This is a genomic window from Verrucomicrobiia bacterium (assembly GCA_019634635.1).
Lineage (GTDB): Bacteria > Verrucomicrobiota > Verrucomicrobiia > Limisphaerales > UBA9464 > UBA9464.
In genome coordinates this window covers 1-18,718 of the sequence record JAHCBB010000055.1, presented here as the reverse complement: position 1 = coordinate 18,718, position 18,718 = coordinate 1, and the positions used below count along the sequence as shown (strand labels likewise).

The 18,718-nt window shown below is 66.0% G+C and carries 10 protein-coding genes; 6 read left to right on the top strand and 4 right to left on the bottom strand.

The features are described from left to right. The 3 genes from KF791_20280 to KF791_20270 all read left to right on the top strand — a co-directional run. The coding region (locus KF791_20280; protein MBX3734921.1) for a hypothetical protein at positions 1–299 on the top strand (299 nt) is incomplete at its 5' end. Positions 300–429: 130 nt separating this feature from the next. Further along, a complete protein-coding gene (locus tag KF791_20275; protein MBX3734920.1) occupies positions 430–900 on the top strand; it encodes a RidA family protein in 471 nt (156 codons plus the stop codon). Between the two features lie 284 nt (positions 901–1,184). Next, a complete protein-coding gene (locus tag KF791_20270) occupies positions 1,185–1,724 on the top strand; it encodes a helicase (protein ID MBX3734919.1) in 540 nt (179 codons plus the stop codon). 9 nt (positions 1,725–1,733) lie between these two features. Here KF791_20270 and KF791_20265 read toward each other — a convergent pair whose 3' ends face one another. Both KF791_20265 and KF791_20260 read right to left on the bottom strand, forming a co-directional pair. Further along, complete coding sequence (locus KF791_20265) at positions 1,734–4,136, bottom strand: von Willebrand factor type A domain-containing protein (protein MBX3734918.1); 2,403 nt, start codon at positions 4,134–4,136, stop codon at positions 1,734–1,736. A gap of 4 nt (positions 4,137–4,140) precedes the next feature. Beyond that, the gene (locus KF791_20260) at positions 4,141–4,722 is read right to left on the bottom strand and encodes a sigma-70 family RNA polymerase sigma factor (GenBank protein MBX3734917.1); all 582 of its coding nucleotides are present in this window, start codon (positions 4,720–4,722) and stop codon (positions 4,141–4,143) included. 347 nt (positions 4,723–5,069) lie between these two features. Between KF791_20260 and KF791_20255 the strand changes: the two genes are divergently transcribed. The 3 genes from KF791_20255 (at position 5,070) to KF791_20245 (ending at position 16,650) form a co-directional block, all read left to right on the top strand. Next, positions 5,070–9,086, top strand: a complete 4,017-nt coding sequence (locus KF791_20255) for a hypothetical protein (GenBank protein ID MBX3734916.1) — start codon at positions 5,070–5,072, stop codon at positions 9,084–9,086. Positions 9,087–9,256: 170 nt separating this feature from the next. Beyond that, positions 9,257–12,988, top strand: coding sequence for a VCBS repeat-containing protein (locus KF791_20250; GenBank protein MBX3734915.1), 3,732 nt, complete (start codon positions 9,257–9,259; stop codon positions 12,986–12,988). Next, positions 12,985–16,650, top strand: a complete 3,666-nt coding sequence (locus tag KF791_20245) for a VCBS repeat-containing protein (protein ID MBX3734914.1) — start codon at positions 12,985–12,987, stop codon at positions 16,648–16,650. The genes KF791_20250 and KF791_20245 overlap by 4 nt, the downstream gene beginning before the upstream one ends. A 4-nt stretch (positions 16,651–16,654) precedes the next feature. Here KF791_20245 and KF791_20240 read toward each other — a convergent pair whose 3' ends face one another. Beyond that, complete coding sequence (locus tag KF791_20240; GenBank protein ID MBX3734913.1) at positions 16,655–18,226, bottom strand: VCBS repeat-containing protein; 1,572 nt, start codon at positions 18,224–18,226, stop codon at positions 16,655–16,657. Between the two features lie 67 nt (positions 18,227–18,293). Next, positions 18,294–18,718 (bottom strand): hypothetical protein (locus KF791_20235; protein ID MBX3734912.1); only part of this gene is annotated, 425 nt, incomplete at its 5' end.

Sequence of the window (18,718 nt, the reverse complement as noted above, 5' to 3'; positions counted from 1 at the left end):
TATCCGTAAGCACTGGGGGAGGATCCGGACCAAGCTGCTGGAGGGGACACATCCGCTGCTCCTTCTGGAAACTCTGGCATGACTGGCGGGGCCGCAAGCGTCACCTCCGGTCGTTTGGCGTTCACGGAGCCGCCCTGAAGAGGGCCCGCACCTCGGCGGGGGCGTGGCGGGTGGCCAAACCTCCGGCCGTGCAACGCGCCTTGAACAACGCACTCCTGCGGCGCTGGAAATTCCTCATGCCATCGGATCTTGGGGCCTCCGTGCAGCATGGCCCCTGCGTTCAACCGCCGGATGCGTGAAAACCGCACGTCCGGTGGCGTGGGAGGGTGCCGGGACGCAATCCCCGGCACCCGACCCGATCGGGTGGTGGGGTCGGCCCTGTGCCGGGGAACTCTTGGCGGATGCCGAGGGCTCCGGTACACCGGTGCCATGTCTGAAACTGCGGAAAGCCGGTTTGCCTCCCTCCAACTTGTCCTGCCGCCTGCACCCAAACCGGTGGCCGTGTACCAGCCGCTGGTTCTGGTTGGCAGCCTGGCACACGTCTCCGGGCACGGCCCGCTGCGATCCGACGGTTCCTTGATCACGGGGGTTGTGGGTCGGGACCTGACTTTGGAGCAGGGGAAGGATGCGGCCCGGCAGGTGGGGCTGGCGATGCTGTCCACCCTGAGGGAGCGGCTGGGCTCGTTTGACCGCGTCCGACGCGTTGTGAAGCTGCTGGGCTTCGTCAATTCAGCGCCGGACTTCTACGATCATCCGCGGGTGATCAATGGTTGCAGCGAGCTGTTCGCGGCGGTTTGGGGGCCGGCGGACGGTGTCGGCGCCCGCAGCGCGGTGGGTTTGGGGCCGCTGCCGGGCAATATCGCGGTGGAGGTGGAGGGGCTCTTCGAGCTTCAGGACTGAGCCGCAGCGGTGCGGCAGGTCCGGTCGGGTTTGCCGGATCGTTCCGGTCAAGGGCCCTGTGGTTCGCTCGCGATGAGGCTTCGTCCCGATGCGCTCTCCCGATCAGGGCCCTTCGTGCCGGCAAACGTCCGGCGGAATCACGTCCCGCTTTGCCGGATCGTAACGCCTGAGGCGCCGGGGATCCGGCCCGGGTCCGCGGAGTGACGCGCCAATCGGAGACGCGATCGCAGGGCACCCCGACTTCGGGCTTGCCGGCGCGGGATCGAATCAGGCAACCCGGAGGGGTGCGGACGATCGTGTACTTTGATCTCGAGACCCAGAAGTCGGCGGTGGAGGTGGGCGGATGGGATCGGATCCGGGACATGCGGATGAGCGTGGGCGTCACGTACTCCACCGCACGAAACGGGTATCGGGTCTATGGCGAGCCAGACGTCGGCGAATTGCTGCGGGAGCTGCAGCGTGCGGACCTTGTGGTGGGCTTCAACCACCTGCGGTTCGACTACGAGGTGCTGCAAGGCTATTCGCCGGTGGACCTGACGCAGAATCCGAACCTGGACATGATGCTGGATCTCAAGGATCGCCTTGGGCACCGGCTTGGCCTGGATGCCATCGCGGAGGCGACGTTCGGTCTCCAGAAGACCGGCGAGGGCCTGCAGGCGTTGGAATGGTTCAAGCAGGGGCGGCTCGCCGAGGTCGCGGAATACTGCTGCTTCGACGTGAAGCTGACGCGGCTGGTGCACGAGTTCGGCGTGCAGCATCGCCAGCTGTTCTACAAGAACCGGTTCGGTGCGACTCTTTCGGTGCCGGTGGACTGGAGGCAGTAGCCGGGCCGCTCAGCGGCCGCGCGACAGGTGCTGCGCCCGGCGGGCGAGATCCACGAACTCGGCGCGGTAGCCCTCGCGGTCGGCACCGAGCCCCTCTTCGGCCATGCGCAGGACGCGATCCCAGGTGAGGTCCCCGCGGTGGGGCGACTGTCGCAGGAGCATGCCATAGCCGGCGACCGCGGCCGCGAAGCGCAGGTCGGCCGAGGCGCGGGCCCACTCCTGGAAGCCGTCCTTCACCGGTTGTTCGATGAGGCGGCTCCGGGTGCCTTCCGGCGCCTGGTACCGGACCTTGAGCAGCAGCAGTTCATCCTCATGGCCGCGCCTGAGGCGTACCGCCGGATCCGGCGCGGCTTCCGTGGCTCCCTGGTACCGCAGCGGGTCGGTGCCGGCGAGATTCGGGACCGCGGGTTCGATCTCGTAGAGCACCGTCACCTGGTGCCCGGCGCCGACCTCGCCGGCATCCTTCGTGTCGTCGTTGAAATCCCGGTCGCGCAACAGGCGATTCTCGTAGCCCAGCAGCCGGTAGGAGCGCACCCGCGCGGGGTTGAACTCCACCTGCACCTTTACGTCCTTTGCCACGGTGACCAGTGTGCCCTCCAGTTGCTCCCCAAGGACCTTTCGCGCCTCGGCGAACGAATCCACGTAGGCGTAGTTGCCGTTCCCCCGGTTGGCGAGCCGCTCCATGGTGCTGTCCTTGAGGTTGCCCATGCCGTACCCCAGCACGCTCAGGAACACCCCGGAACGGGCGCGCTCCTCAATGAGCCGCTGCAGTGCGTCGGGATCGGTGATGCCGACGTTGAAGTCCCCGTCGGTGCACAACAGGACCCGGTTGACGCCCCCGGCGATGAAGTGATCGCCCGCCAGCTGATAGGCGGACTGGATGCCCGCCCCTCCGGCAGTGCTCCCCCCGGCGCGCAGGCCCTCAATGACCTCAAGGATCCGCTCCCGGCCGGAGGTTGTCGCGGCGGTCGGCTCCAACGCGATGCGGGACTCCCCGGCGTAGGTGACGATGCCGACCGTGTCGTGCTCCGCGAGGCGGTCGAGGAGAAGACGGAGCGAGCGTTTCACGAGAGGCAGCCGGTTCTCGGGTTCCATGGAACCGCTGACGTCCACCAGGAACACGAGGTTGGCCCGGGGACGTTCAGCGCGCTCGACGGCGGCGGCCTGTACGCCGACCCGCACCAGCTTGTGGCCCTCCCTCCACGGACACTCGGCAATCTCGACCGTCGCGGCCAGTGGATGCTCGCCGCGGGGGGCGGGGTAGTCGTACCGGAAGTAGTTGATCAACTCTTCGAGGCGGACGGCATCCGCAGGGGGCAGGGAGCCGTCGCGAAGAAAACGACGGACATTCGCGTAGCTGGCCGTATCCACATCCAGTCCGAATGTGGACAGCGGCGCGGTGCCCGGGGACTTGAACGGGTTGTCGGTGATCGGGGCGTAGGACTCGAATCCGGATGGGCGCCTGACCAGGGACTCGCCAACGAAGCGATCCGGCTGAGGCTCCAAATGGAGCCTCTGGAGGCTGTCGCTTCTGCCCCGGTCGGTGTCCGGCGCCGCCGGCTGCCAGTTCAAAGCGGTGGGAGTGGCGGCGGCGAGCCCGCGTCCTGCGGCAACGGAAGCGCTTGCGGCGGTGGCCAGCTGCGGAACCGGCGCCACCTGCTGGGAGGAATCGGGTCCCGCTGCCGAACGGAACTCGACGATCTGGCCCGATGCCGAAAGGGAATCTGCCTCCTTGGGAAACTGGAGCCCGTAATTGGAATCGGGGCTGGCACTGAGATCCGCCAGTGACGGTCCGGCATCCGCTGCGACGGCGCCGCGTGTCTGTCCCGGGCCGGGCGTCGGACTAGCCGGAATGACCTGGACTGGAGCAGCCTGGCTGGTCTGGAGGGATGTCCGGACCTTCACCTTGTCGGACGCGGCGATCGGCGGCGCCGGGGCTGGCGCGGTCTCAGGGGGCCGAGTGACGCTTCCGGGTTTCTCCGGGACCCGCTCCTGATAGCGCAGGGAGGCAAACTGTACCTCCGGTGATTCGCCGCCGGTCCAGAAGGTGAGGGTCAGGGTGATGGCCGCGAGGGCCACGCCCGCAGAGGCGAGCAGCCACCGGGTGCGGACTCCGTGCCACCACCGGAGGATGGTTGTGGATGCCGGCGTCCGCGCGGGGGCTGGGGATCGGACCCCTCCCTGGCGGGTTGGGGACTGGAGAATGGCAGCCCTCTGGGTGGGTTTCAGGGCGGGTTGGGGCTCGGCGGCCATCGCGCGTTCGAGGTGGTCCGCCGTGGCCGCGAGGAGGCGGACTTCAGCGGCCAGTTCGGGAGACCCGGCGATGGCGGCCTCGACGGCTGCCCGTTGGTCGGGAGGGAGTTCACCAAGCGCATAGGCGGTGAGTTCGGGGGAATCGGGAGAGAGTTTCATGGGATCAGGCATCGGGAGTGGCGGGGCAGGGGGTGGCGGAAGACTCACGCTCCAGGTGCTGCAGGCGTTTTCGAAGCGTCCGCAGGGCGGTGTGCAGGAGGAATCCGACGTTGCCGACGCTGAGGGCGGTGATGTCGGCGATCTCCTGGTAGCTGAGCTGGTTCTGGAACTTCAGGCGCACCACCTCCCGCTGGTTGAACGGAAGATCGGCGAGCAGTCCGGCGACCTGGTTCAAGGTGTCCCGGGTGGAGGCGGCATCGGCGGGCGAGGGGTCGGGGGCGGGACGGGCGTCCCATTCGGTCTGGGTTAGCGGACTCATGCGATTGGCCTTTCGTTGCACGTCCAGAGCCCGGTTGCGGCACACGGTGAACAGCCACCGCGCCACGTGTCCGTCCACGGTGCCCGCAGGCTGTTCCCACAGGCGCAGGAAGGCGTCCTGGACGACGTCCCGCGCAGTCTCCAGGTCCCCGGTGAGGCCGAGGGCATACCGGACCAGCGGGCCCTCAAGCCGCTCGAGCGCCCCGGCGACGAACCGGGCTCTCGGGTCGGGGGAGGCCTCCGGGGGGATTTCGACTTCGGACTCCATGCCGTGCAGTGAGTGAAACGGATGCGGAGCGGGTTTCTTAGGAGAAACCCGAAAGGACACCGCAGGGAACTCGAAAAGGGGTTCCGTGCGGGTGCGCGGGGAACGGAAACATCGCCGATGGACTCCGGGGAACCATCCCGGTGTCTGGCCCGTTCAAGGCGGTCGCGCGTTCCTCATGCCGAATTTCTGTTTCGCCCATTGGCCACATTTCTATTGACCCCATCGAGCGGGATGATCCTTGATGCTCACGTTCCACGCAGCGTCCACGAAGTCTTCGGCTCGGCCCATGACTGGGAGAGCAGGGTCCGAGGCCTCCGCGGAGTTCGTGGGCCAAACCAACCAGCACTATGCGATTTCCGAAACTTCGAACCTTGTTCCTTGCCGCCACGCTGGCGGTGCTCCCGCGAGTGGACTCCGCGCTGGCCCTGGGCATCAAGTCCGTCGGCTCCGTGGAACGGGGTGCGGTGACGCAAGTCACCGTGGTCTTTGATGCCACGGTCAATCTGGAGTCCGCCCAGAACCTCGCCAATTACACCCTGGCCGGCGCGACGATCCAGAGCGCCACGGTCATGACCGGGCTGCCGGCGGCGGATGCGCCCGGCAATGTGGACAATGTGCCGGTGAACGGGCGGGTGGTGGACAACCAATGCGTCGTCCTTGCGGTCAACGGGGTGCTGAATGGCGCCCAGACCCTGACCATCCAGGGCGTTGAGGGAGCCGACGGTTCCATCCTGCCGGAGACCGTCCGGCAATTCACCCCGTCCGGATACAAATGGGCCGAGGTCGGGGTGCCCGCGAAGCCGAGTCAGGTGATTGCCGTGGGGACGGACGGATTCGACATCTACAGCAATGGCCGGGCGATGTGGAACGTCTATGACGAGGGCGTGCTGGTGTACAAGGAGTTGGACGGCGATTTCGACGTGGCGGTACGGGTGGAGTTTCAGGACACCTCCAGCGTTTGGGCGCGCGCCGGGGTGATGATGCGCGAGGCGTTGAACGAGGGCCAGGATCGCTCGGTGCAGACCGGCGATATCGAAAACGGAATCGAAGGTACCGCGGCGCGTTTGGTGAACCTGCGCGCCAATCCGACGCGTTCCTTCAACAACGATCCGGCGCCCATGTTGATTGCGGGCAACAATTCTTATGAGTCCATTTACCGTTCCGAAACGGCGGGCACTTACACGGGACCGGGCGGGGGCGTTCCGGAGTATCCCAATGCCTGGACGCGGATCCAGCGGCAGGGGGATTTTGTCACCACCTACCGGTCAAACGACGGGCAGGAGTGGACTGAAATGAGCTCCTTGGACGGCTGGAGCGGGCCCTTTTTTGTCGGACCCTCCTACTTTCCGGAGACCGACAACATCAACGGGGCGTATCCGGAGGCCCGGGGCCGCCTGTTCCTGGCCCAGCTCCGCTTCAATGAGATTACGACACCGCTGGTGCGCAATGTGGCCGGCACCCCCAGTGGCTTCACCTTCCAGATTCAGGATGCGCTGACCGCCACCTTGAATGCCGCCAGTCTCAGGACGACGTGGGATGGCGTCGTGGTGACTCCGGCAGTCTCCAAGAACGACACCATCACCACGGTCACCTACTTTGGTCCGCAGCTTTATGCGCCGGGGTCCCAGCACACGCTGCTGATCGAGTACTCGGACAGCAATGGGGTCCCCAGCCGGACGAGCACCGGGGTGGAGACTCCGAACTATGCCACGATTCCTCCGGCCTACCGGGTGGCCAGTGCGACGACCCGGGGGATCAATGTCTCCGCATATCAAATGGAGGCTCCGCGCGGCCCTGGCGATGCGAATTCCACATCCAACGCTGAGCAGCAGTGGAGCCGCGGATTTCTGGATGAGGCGGGTCAGCCTTGGGTCAATCTGGCCGCGCCGGACCAGGGCGTGGTCAATGTGGTGAACACCCTCGACAACGGCACGAACGACGGAAATTTTCCCGATGGCGAATGGACCGTGGGCATCTTCGACGGAGCGGCGGGGCGGTTCGTTGTCCAGTACTGGGGTTATCTTGAGTTGAATGCGGGCGTCTACCGATTGGGCGTGAACAGCGACGACGGCTTCAAGTTCACGATGTTCAGTGCCGCCCAGGATCCCTTCGGCACCGTGGTCGGCGAATTCAATGGGGGACGCGGACCCGCGGACAGCCTTTTCGACCTGGTGATCACCGAGCCCGGATTTTACCCGTACCGCCTGCTGTATTGGCAGGGGAACGGGGGCAGCGGCGACGGGGCCGCCTGTGAATGGTTCTCGGTGGACGCCTCCGGGACCTTCATCCTGGTCAACGATCCATCGAACCCCAACGCGTTGCGCTCATTCACCACCGCCAGTGGCACCGCGTATGTGGAATCGCTCCTGCCGGCCCAGGGCTACACCGGCGCTCCGCCGGAGGGACCGGTGAAGATTGTGCTGCGCAACGGGACGACGACCGTGGATGCGGCATCCATCACGCTTGAGCTGGATGGGGCCACCGTGACTCCCAACGTCTCCAGTGCGGGCGGGGCCACGACGGTCACCTACGCCCCGGCGCCCGCATGGGGATTCAACACCCGGCATACGGGGACGTTTTCCTACCGCGTGACCGGGGACACGGCAATCCGGATGATCCCGCTCGACTTTATCGTCAAGGGCCTGTCTCCGGACGACCTGCCGGCAACGTCGCTTTGGATCGAGGCCGAGGACTACAACTATCAGTCCGGCCAGACGGTCGCCGAGGCGTCCATCTTCCCGTATTACGGAGGGGCCTATGACGGACTGCCGGCCACGTTGAATGTGGACTACTTCAACTTGGACGAGAACGACTCCAACATCTACCGGCCGGAGGAGGCCCCCAACAATGTGAATCTGGGCAGCGACCTCACCGGGAGATACACGGCGATCCGGCCGGGAGGTGTCGAAATGTTTGTCAACTACAGGATCGGCTGGGTGGCCGACGGCGACTGGTGCAACTACACGCGGAACATTCCGCCGGGGACCTACAATGTGTATGCTGCGTTGTCCTTCGATGGCACGGCCGCCGGGCAGCTCCGGGGCACCCTTGCGAGGGTGACCAGCGATCCATCGCAACCGAATCAAACCCTGCAGCAGATCGGCACCTTCAACGCTCCCGGATCCGGTGGCTGGGGTCAGAACGATCTGGTTCCGATGCGGGCGGCCGACGGGACGGAAGGCATCCTCAAGGTGACCGGCACCGCCCCGACCACGCTTCGATTCACCATGGGCAGTGGCGACTTTGATTACCTGATCCTGTCACCCACCGACGGCGTTCCGCCAAAGATCACACAGGCGACACCGAACCAGACGATCGTCCCGAGGAATCAGGGGGCTGTGACCATTGAAATCACGGACTTCTCCACCGAAGTGGTGCCTGCCACGGTGAAGTTCATTTTCAACGGAGCCGATCAGACCGCGGCCGCCGTGGTGAACAAGGTGGCGGATGTCACCACGGTCACGTACAACCCCGGCGTCCTGCCGGCGAACACCACCGTGGAGTATTCGGTGGACTTCCAGGACACCGGCGGGCTGTTCCAGAACTTCAATGGCCGCTACTCGACCAGCGTGCTGGGAACCGAGGGACAGTTCCTCATTGAGGCGGAGGACTTCAACAGCAGCGGCACCGCGGTGGCGGCCGCCAGCACCATGCCCTACACCGGCGGCGACTATGCCGGACTGCCCGGGGTCAACCTGGTGGACTACACCAGCGACGGCCCGGCGGATATTCCCCCGGACGGGCAGGTGTATCGCGCTCCGTTGAACCCGGTGCTGCCCATCAACGCCAACAACGGGGATCTCAACCGCGGTCTCTGGAACATGACGGTCAACTACAAGATCGGCTGGGCCGATGCAGCGGACTGGTGCAACTACACCCGCAATTTCCCGGAGGGAAGTTATGAGGTCTGGGCGGCCTTGTCGCACGGGGAGACCGGTGCGGACCAGATCCGGGCCTCCCTGCTGCTGGTCACCAGCGACGCCACCCAACCCGGTCAAACCACCCAGCCGCTGGGCTCGTTCAGCGCATCGGGTTCGGGTGGTTGGGGCAGCAATGTGCTGGTGCCGATGGTGGATTCGACCGGACAGCGGATCGTCGTCCCCATGGGCGGGACGCAGACCGTCCGCTTCCAGATGGACAGCGGTGATTTCGATTACATGATCTTCATTCCGAGCGCGGCACCGCCGCCCCTGCCGACCATTTCGGTGACGACCGACGCCTCCGGAAATGTGATCATCACCTATACCGGCACGCTCCTCGGCGCACCGGCCATCAACGTCAACTTCGCGCCGGTGCCCGGTGCCGGCAGTCCATACACCGTGCCCGCGGGTGGCGATCAACAGTACTTCAGGGCATCGAACTGAGGGAGATTCTCGGATTCCACCGGGGGGCCGGAAGACTCCGGCCCCCGCTCGTTTTGTGCGCTCGGATCCGGGGGCGATCCCGGAGCTCACATTCGCGCGAGGCGCACGGGTGATGGCGCACTGCTGGTCCACGGCTTGGCGAATCCCGAAGCCTCTGTCACGGTCCGTGAATGCACGCCGCCCGCTCCCGGAATCCGGCCCGCACGCGCGTGAGGATCCGGGGGGGACTTCTTGCGGTAATCGTTGCGTGGGTTGGGGTGGTGGCTGCGGATTCGGGTCGCTGGACGCTGGTGCAGCCGGACGCGTCCGGTCCTCCTGGATTCCGGCCGGTGTCTCTTGCGGACTCGGGAATCGGCTTCACAAACCGCCTCGCGCCCCAAAGGTCGCTGACCAATCAGATTCTTCTCAACGGCTCGGGCGTGGCCTGCGGCGATGTCAACGGGGATGGACGCGCGGACATCCTGTTCGCCGGACTGGACTCGGACAACCTCCTGGTTCTCAACCAGGGTCACTGGCGGTTTGAGCCGCTCAGGACTTCGGGCCTGGAGCTATCTGGGAAGGCCTGCACGGGCGTGGCTCTGGCGGATCTGGACGGCGATGGCGACCTCGACGCGGTGATCAACACCATCGGGGCGGGCACCCACGTGCTCTTCAACGACGGCACGGGGCACTTTGCGGCGTTGCCAGGTTCGACGCCGCTGAATTCCGGGCGCGCGGGCATGTCCATGGCCATCGCAGATTTCGACGGCGATGGCGACCTGGACCTGTATATCGTGAACTACCGGGTGGCGACGTACCGGGATGATCCCAACACGCGGTTCACCTATGGCTACGACGAGCGTCGCCAGCCGGTGCTGCGGTCCGTAAACGGCGTCCCGGTCACCGAACCGTCCGTTCGAGGCCGCTTCACCTCACGGGTGACCGCGGATGGACGGCTGGAGCGGATTGAGAACGGGGAGCCGGACGTCCTGTATCTGAACGAGGGTACGGGCCGGTTTACCGCGGTGGCCTGGACGGACGGTGCCTTCCTCACCGAGGAAGGGCTTCCGCTGGCGGACCCGCCCCACGACTGGGGGCTTGGGGTTGCGGTCGCGGACTTCAACGGCGATGGCCGCCCGGATCTGATGGTGGCGAATGATTTTGTGTCCCCGGACCGGTGGTGGCTGAACCAGGGCGTAAAGGATGGCCGGCTCCGATTTCGGGCGATCCCCCGGCTGGCGGTGCGTCATACCAGCTACTTCTCGATGGGCGCAGCGGTGGGCGATGTGAACCGGGATGGATTCGAGGATGTGTTCGTCGCCGACATGCGCAGCCGGGACCATGCGCGTCGCATGGTGGACCTCGGTGTGAGCCGTCCGGAATCGCCGGCGGTGGGTGCCGTGGACGTGCGCCCGCAGGCGAATCACAATACCCTGCAACTCAATCGTGGGGACGGCACTTTTTCCGAGATCGCCATGTGGGCCGGCGTGGATGCCACGGACTGGTCCTGGGCTCCGGCCTTCCTCGACGTGGATCTCGATGGATGGGAGGACCTGCTCATCACCGCCGGGCACGAGCGCGACCTGCAGCATGCGGACCTGGTCGCCGCGGCCGAGGCACAGGCGACGGGCCCCAATCTCACGCTCGCCACCCTGGTGGAATCCCGACGGAACCTGCCGCGACTTGAGCGGAAGAACATGGCGTTTCGAAACCGCTGGCCGGCACCCTTCAAGGACAGCAGCACTGCATGGGGATTTGATGCCAGGGGGGTGTCGCATGGACTGGCCTTCGCCGATCTCGATGGCGACGGGGACCTCGACGTGGTGGTGAACCGGCTGAACGAAGGAGCGCTGCTGCTGCGCAACACGGCGCCGGGACCCCGCCTCCTCGTGCGACTCGCAGGGAACCGGCCCAACACCCGTGGCATCGGGGCGATCGTTCACGTGGACGGCGGTCCGGTGCCGCAGGAGCGCCGGATGCGGGCCGCTGCGCACTACCTGTCCTCCGATGATCCCGCCCTCTCGTTTGCCGCCGGTGACGGCCGACGCGCGCTCCATGTCACGGTTCGCTGGCCTCAAGGCGGAAAAACCGTGTTGTTGAACGTCCCGCCCAATTCCCTCTGTGAACTCATCGAGTCGGAGGCGACGGCCCCGCCAAACGCTTCCGCGATGCCGCTGGCGCCCCTGTTTGAAGATGTTTCGCAGCGGGTGAATCACGCGCACTGGGAGGATTCCTTCGATGACTTTCAGAGACAGCCTCTGCTGCCGCGCCGCTACAGCCAGGAAGGTCCGGGCGTGGCCTGGGTGGACCTTGATGGCGACGGACGAGAGGATCTCGTGGTCACCGCCGGCACCGGAGGTCGGGTGGCCGTCCTGAGGAACCATCCGGATGGATCGTTGCGTCCGTGGATTGGAGGGAGCCTGCCGGTACAGACGCATGATGCCCTCGGTGTTCTGGCCTTTCCGGGATCGAATGGGGTGACTGGCACCGTGATCGCTGGCATTTCGCGTTGGCAGGGGGCGCCGGAAGCCGGCGTCGGGGGAGCGGCATTGGGATGGACTCCAGGGAATCCGAATTCCACCGAAGTCCTGGATGGACTTCCCGACGGGTGCGGCGTTCTGGTCCTCGCCGACCTCGATGACGATGGTGTTTTGGAATTGTTCGCGGGTGGCCGATACCGGACAGGCCGCTTTCCGGAGGCGGCTCCGTCGGCGCTTTACCGTAGGGGTCCGGACGGCCGGTGGGTGATGGATCCCGGAGCGTCATCGGTGTTGCTCGACGTCGGCCGGGTCAACGGAGCGTGCGCGACGGATCTGGATGGCGACGGAAAACCCGAGTTGGTGCTTGCCTGCGAGTGGGGCCCGATCCGGATTTATCAATGGAAGGAGCGAGGCCTCATTGAAGTGACGGCCGCGTGGGGCCTGGAACCATGGACCGGGTTGTGGCGTGGCGTCGCTTCAGGAGATTTCGATGGGGACGGACGACTGGATCTGGTGGTCTCCAACGTCGGTCTCAACACGGAATTCAGCCCATCGCCCGGGGCGTTGCGGGAACTAGATTTTGGCGAATGGGGCGGCGTTGGGTCGGTCCAGTCATTGGAAGTCCGCTTCGACGCCGAACTCGGGAAACGCGTACCCATTCCCCGACTGGACGCCGTTGCCGCGGCCCTGCCGTCGGTTCGTGAGCGATTCCCGAGTCATGAGGCGTTTAGCCACGCCCACGCCGGCGAGATTCCCGGCCCTGCCGGCGTCCGCAGATTGTCCGCGGCCACGTTCGCCTCGTGCGTCCTATTGAACCGCGGAGACCGGTTCGAGGTGCGGCCGCTGCCGCCGATGGCTCAGTGGGCCGTGGGGACGGCGGTGGTGGTCGAGGATTTCAATGGCGACGGCCTTGAAGATCTGTTCCTCGGACAGAATTTTTTCCCGACGCGCCCGGAGGACGCCCGGAGCGATGCGGGACTTGGGTTGTTGCTGCTCGGCGACGGACGGGGCGGACTCCGTCCGGCAGAAGCCATGGAAAGCGGATTGAGGATCTGGGGGGATCAGCGGGGGGCGGCGGCGGCTGATTTCGACGGGGATGGACGCGTGGACCTGGTCGTGACCCAGAATGGGGCGGCCACGCGTCTGTTCAGAAATGTCGGGGCCCGGCCAGGACTGCGGGTGCGCCTCAAGGGTCCTCCGGGGAATCCATCGGGCGTTGGCGCGGTTCTTGTTTCGGAGCGCGCAAGCGGTGCTGTGAAGATCACGGAAGTCCAGGCGGGCAGCGGCTGGCTCGGGCAAGGGGGGGCGGTGCGAGTGATTCCCGGGGACACCACATCGCTGACGGTGCGCTGGCCCGGGGGGGCCACGAGCACGGTGAGCGCGCTCGTCGGCGGGCCAGAGGTGGTCGTGCCGTTCGAAGGGCGGACGGAGGTATCGCGATGATCGAAAGCTCCAGCGCGTCCCGGTGGCCGCGGTGGATGTCCGTGGGCGTGATCATGGCCGGACTGCTCCACGCAGAGACGGACGCGGCGCCCGTGCCCGGCGGGCGTTTCCAGGATCTGGCACCTCTGGAACCCGGATCGGCGGGATTCCACCGGTTGCTTCCCAGGGACTCCGGACTTGCCTTCACCAACCGGCTGTCCGACGACGCAGCGGCGGCCAACCAGATCCGCCTCAATGGCTCCGGCGTGGCGTTGGGGGACGTCAATGGCGACGGGGCCTGCGATGTCTACTGTTGCGGCCTCGAGTCGGACAATGCGCTGTTCCTTAACCGCGGCGATGGAATGTTTCTTCGTGATGACCGCTCCCCGGTGCTGGCCTGCCCGGGACAGGACTCCACCGGGGCGGTGCTTGCCGATGTGGACGGGGACGGGGACCTGGACCTGCTCGTCAGCGGCATCGGGGTGGGGACGCGTCTGTTTCTCAATGACGGCACCGGACGGTTCGAAGAGCGGATGGATTCGGGACTGTTCCGGCGCGGCGGAGCCACCTCGCTGGCGCTGGCCGATGTGGATGGCGATGGGGATCTGGACCTGTATGTCTGCGTCTATCGCAGCCAGACGATGCGGTCCACCGGCCTGACGCTGCTCAACAGGAACGGGCGGCGCATGGTGCCTCCCGATCAGCGGGAATTGCTCGAGATCACCCCGGAGGGCCGGATTCTGGAGCAGGGTGAGCCGGATGTGCTCTACCTGAACGACGGCACCGGGCGCTTTGAACCGGTTCCGTGGATTCGGGGCGCATTTCTGAACGCCGACGGTCGTCCCCTGGAGCGTGTTCCGTACGATTGGGGACTCGCGGCGCAGTTCCGTGACATCAACGGCGACGGCCGGCCGGATCTGTATGTGTGCAACGACTTTCATTCCCCGGACCGGTTCTGGATCAATGAATCGGAGCCCGGGACGGTGCGGTTCCGTGCCGCCTCGGAGCTGGTATTGCGCCACACCCCGACGTTCTCCATGACGGTTGATTTTGCCGATTTCAACCGGGACGGGTGGGACGATTTTATTGTCGCCGACATGTTGAGTTCGGATCCGGTCCGCCGCCTGATGCAACTCGCGGCGTCGGATCCCTACGAGTACCGGCCGGGGGTGTACCTGGACCGTCCCCAGTTCGACCGGAATGCGCTCCAGATCAACCGGAGAGACGGCACATTCGCCGACACGGCCTGGTCTGCTGGCGTGGCGGCCACGGACTGGACGTGGTCCGTGGCAGCATTGGATGTGGACCTGGACGGTTGGGAAGATTTGCTCTGCACGACGGGGCACGCTTTCGACACCCAGGATTTGGATGCCGATGCCCGCATTCAAGCCGCGGGTCCGTGGACCCGGGAGAGTACTCCACGAAAGCTGCTGATGTATCCGCGGCTGACCCAGCCGAACCGAGCCTTCCGGAATCGTGCGGTGAGATCGGACGGCACGTTGCGCTTCGAGGAAATCTCCGGGGCGTGGGGCTTCGACGCGGACGGTGTGTCCCACGGAATGGCGCTTGCGGATCTGGATGGGGATGGCGACCTGGATGTGGTGGTCAACAATCTCAATGGACCGATGCATCTGTACCGGAACCAGGCCACCGCAAGGCGGCTGGCGGTCCGATTGCGCGGTGAAAAGGGGAACGCGGGTGGGGTGGGTGCCAGGGTTTCGATGTTGGGGGGCGCGGTGCCGCGGCAGGATCAGGAGGTCATTTCCGGGGGCCGGTATTTGAGCGGGGACGACGGGCTTCGAGTGTTTGCCGCGGGCGATGCGCCAACGGTGACGGTGGACATCCAATGGCGCTCGGGCCGCACCAGCCGCCTCGAGCGGGTGCCGGCGCACGGCATCCTGGAGGTGTTCGAGCGCGATTCTGGCTCCTCCCCGGAGCAGCGAAAGGCGCCGCAGGTCGGTCTGGCCCTGATGCGCGAAACCGAGGGACTGTTGTCCCATGTCCATCGTGCCGTGAACGGCGACGAACGACTGAGACAACCGTCATTGCCGGTATCGCTCTCCACCTTGGGGCCGGGGGTGAGCTGGGCGGATCTGGATGACAGCGGGGTGGACGCCCTCGTGCTTTCGGACGGCGTCGGCGGTGGTCTCCGAATCTTGCGCATCGGTCCGGAAGTCCGCACAACCGTGTGGTCCGCCGGAGATCGCGAAATCACCTCCACCCTGCCGCTGGGACAGGACCTCGTGATCGGGCTTGCGCCTTCAGGGAACCCGGAGGCACCGCAGGTTGTCCGGCTCCGGCATTCACTCCCACCGGCAGGGCATCCCTTGGGAATTGCCGTTGGGCCCTCGGCGGTCGGGCCGATGGCGCTCGCCGATCTGGATGGCGATGGCGACCTCGATCTGTTCTTGGGCGGGCGGCATCTGCCGGGACGGTGGCCGGAGTCCCCGGTCTCCTCCGTCTACCGAAATGAGGACGGCGATTTCGTGAAATTCCAGGATCTGGACGGAGTGGGCATGGTGTCGGGCGCGCTGTTTTCGGACCTCGACGGGGACGGGACACCGGAGCTCGTGCTGGCGGTGGAGTGGGGTGCACCCCGGGTCTTTCGTTGGCGGAAGGGGCGCCTGGAGCCCTGGGATCCTCCCGTCGTCCGCGCGGACGGCCACAAGGAGGCGTTGCCCGCGGCGGAGGTCCTTGGGGATTTGACCGGTCGCTGGCTCTCGGTGGCCGCCGGGGACTTTGACGGGGATGGCCGCATGGATCTGGCTTTTGGAAACTGGGGGGATAATGGGCCTCACGCGCGGGACGAATCGGCGCTTTACCACGGCCACCTGGCCGGAACATCCGTTGTTGACGTCCTGGAGGTTGCCCGAGATCCGTCGCGCGGGATCGAGAGGCCCATCCGTTCACTGGCGGCACTTCGTGCGGGCTGGCCGCAGTTGGAGGAGTGGTTTCCAAGCTTCGCGGCGTTCAATCGGGCGGGCGCACCGGCGATCCTGTCCCGATCGGCGACACCGCCCCGGGTTCTGCGCGCCCGGTGCGCCCATTCCGTCGTCGTCCTTCAGCGGGACGGCTTCTTCGAGGTTCGCGCGCTGCCCGCGGAGGCGCAGTGGGCGCCCGTGTTTGGGATCAGTGTCGCGGATTTTGACGGCGATGGTCGCGAGGACCTCTTCCTTGCCCAGAACTTCTTTGGCGGGGATCCCTTCGTTGCCCGCCTAGATGCGGGTCGTGGGTTGCTGTTGCTGGGTGATGGCGGTGGCGGATTTCGGCCGCTTTCCACCGCGCAAAGCGGCATAGCGGTATGGGGCGAGGGGCGCGGCGCAGGCGTCGGTGACTTCAATGGGGATGGACGCCCCGATTTGTGCGTGGCCCAGGCGGGAGCGCGTACGCTGCTTTTCGAAAACGTCAGCGGCCGGCCGGGATTGCGCGTTCGCCTCATGGGTCCGGAAGGCAACCCAACGGCTGTGGGTGCGTCGTGTCGGTTGATCTTTGCCGATGGACCCGGACCGAGGCGTGAGGTGCGTGCGGGCACCGGGTATTGGAGCTGCGACAGCCCGACGCTCCTGCTCGGCGCGCCGGTATCTCCATTGGCGTTGGAGATACGATGGCCCGGTGGTCAGGTGGACCGTCGCGGGCTCCCCGCGGGTTTGAATGGCGGTGTCCGGCTGGAGTTCCGGCAGTGATCCGTCAGGGAATACGAAGATTGCGGAGGATCATGACCGATGGACCGCGGTCCTCCCACAGGCGGCGGATTTCCGGGGGAACGGCGGTGGGCATCCCGACGAGCGAGCCCAGGACCAGATCCTCGTCGCCGTCACCGTCCACGTCGCCGGCATCCAGCGTGATCCAGCGGCCCAGCAGGGCGGCTGGATGGGTTTGTCGAACGAACCGCGGCTCCCGGGCTGTCCCCTCATTGTTGAAGTAAACGAACCCCTCTTGCGGGGTGTCCTCGTAGTCGGGGAAGAAGCTCACTGCCGCGATATCCGGATCGCCGTCACCGTCGAAATCGCGAACCACGGCCTTGTAGGCGCCGGGCAGGAGCAGGAACAGCCAATCGTCGTAGCGGTGACCGCCCCGGTTGCGGAGAATTCGGATGCCATGGTGCGGCCGGGGCGGCGATGTGTGAAAGTCGGCGTTGTCCCCGTTGGTCACCACCAGGTCGTCCATCCCGTCCCCATCCATGTCGGCGAAACAAAACCCGGAATGGCCCCATCCCGGATCCCGCTGGAACACCTCGCGCGACCGGAAATTGCCGCGGCCGTCGTTCAGGAAGAACAACAGTCGCTCTCGTGCCTGCGCCTGGAGGACGGCGAGGTCCGGAGTGCCGTTGCCGTCGAGGTCCCGGATCTCGCATTGCACCGCGCCGGGTTCGGCGAGCAGCACGAGTTCCTTGAACACGTCGTTGGTTCCTGCGGCGAACCAGGAGAGGCGTCCGATCAGATTGCCGAATCCGCAGACCACGAAGTCCTCGCGGCCGTCCCCGTTGAGATCGGCCACGTCGAGGTCCGCGATCCGCGGCAGGCCTTCGGCGAGCACCTGACGGTGGAAGCTGCCGGGACGCTGGAGCATGCGGATCACCTGCCCGCGCGGTTCTTCGCGCGGGAAGAAATGGCCAATGCAGCCGAACCACAGGGCGTCGGGACGGATCACCGCCGCCGTGGGAATGTTATTCAGGGGCAACGAGCCGATCTGTGCGCCGTCCGGTTCCAGAAAGTCCACCCCCTGGCTGGTGACATCCCCGACGATCAGGACGCGGCGGTGTGGGTCCACGAGGGCCAGGGGCGTGAGCTGCGGCACTCGTCGCGCAGGCGCGGGGACGGGAGTGAATTGCGTGAGTTGTGCCGGAGAAGGGCCATCGGCCGGCCCGGCTGGCAATTGCGCAGGGGCTGTGCGCAGGTAGTGGGCTGCAATGGCTTCGAAGGCATGCTCGGGAATCCGGGGCTCCTTTGGAAACACCCCGGCTTCCAGGAGCAGATCCAAGTCTTTGAAATACCCGTTGGTGGGCGGGGGTTCCAGCCCCGCCAGGTAGCGCATCTTGGGAAGCAGCTCTGCCTCCCACGTGCGGCGATCCAGGTGTGCTGCCACTGGCAGCGCATGACATTGGACGCAATAAACGCGCGCCAGCGCCGCGCCGTCGCCCTGGGGAATCCCGGATCTTTTCGGGACCTCCGCGGCGTCGGCCTGGAATGCCATCCAGAGGCCGACCACCAGGCAGGCCTGCAGGTACCGGTGGTGCATCGCGAGACCATTCTGCGACATCTGGATCCTGAGCGCGACCTTCGAGGCGTCCGGCCGCCCGGGCCCCCGGGAAATCACGGGCGGGCGCTCAATTGGGAGCTTGGGCGCTGAAGTTGGTGACGGTCCGAACCCGAAGGAAGCGGGGGCCCGGCAGATCGAGGGGCACCAGATCCAGAACCGTGATGCGCCGCCGCCCATCACCGACTTCCTCGTGGAGCACTGCGACCGATGCCTTGCTCCAGTCACTAAGGTTCGGGGATGTTTCCACAAGCAGGTGCAATTGAGGGTCCATGGAGACCGCATGGAAATAGGTCAGTGTACCGTGCGGTTTCCCATCAACCCAGACCACTCGGTACGCGGACGCAGGACCATTCAGGCTGTCGGGTGTTGTGAAGGCCAGATCGCCGCCGATGGCGCCCGGGGTCACCTTCGACGGGTTCGTGACCGATCCTGAGGATGACAACCCAAGACCTGGCGCCGCTGATGCCACCGGGAGCGCCTCGATGCGGACGT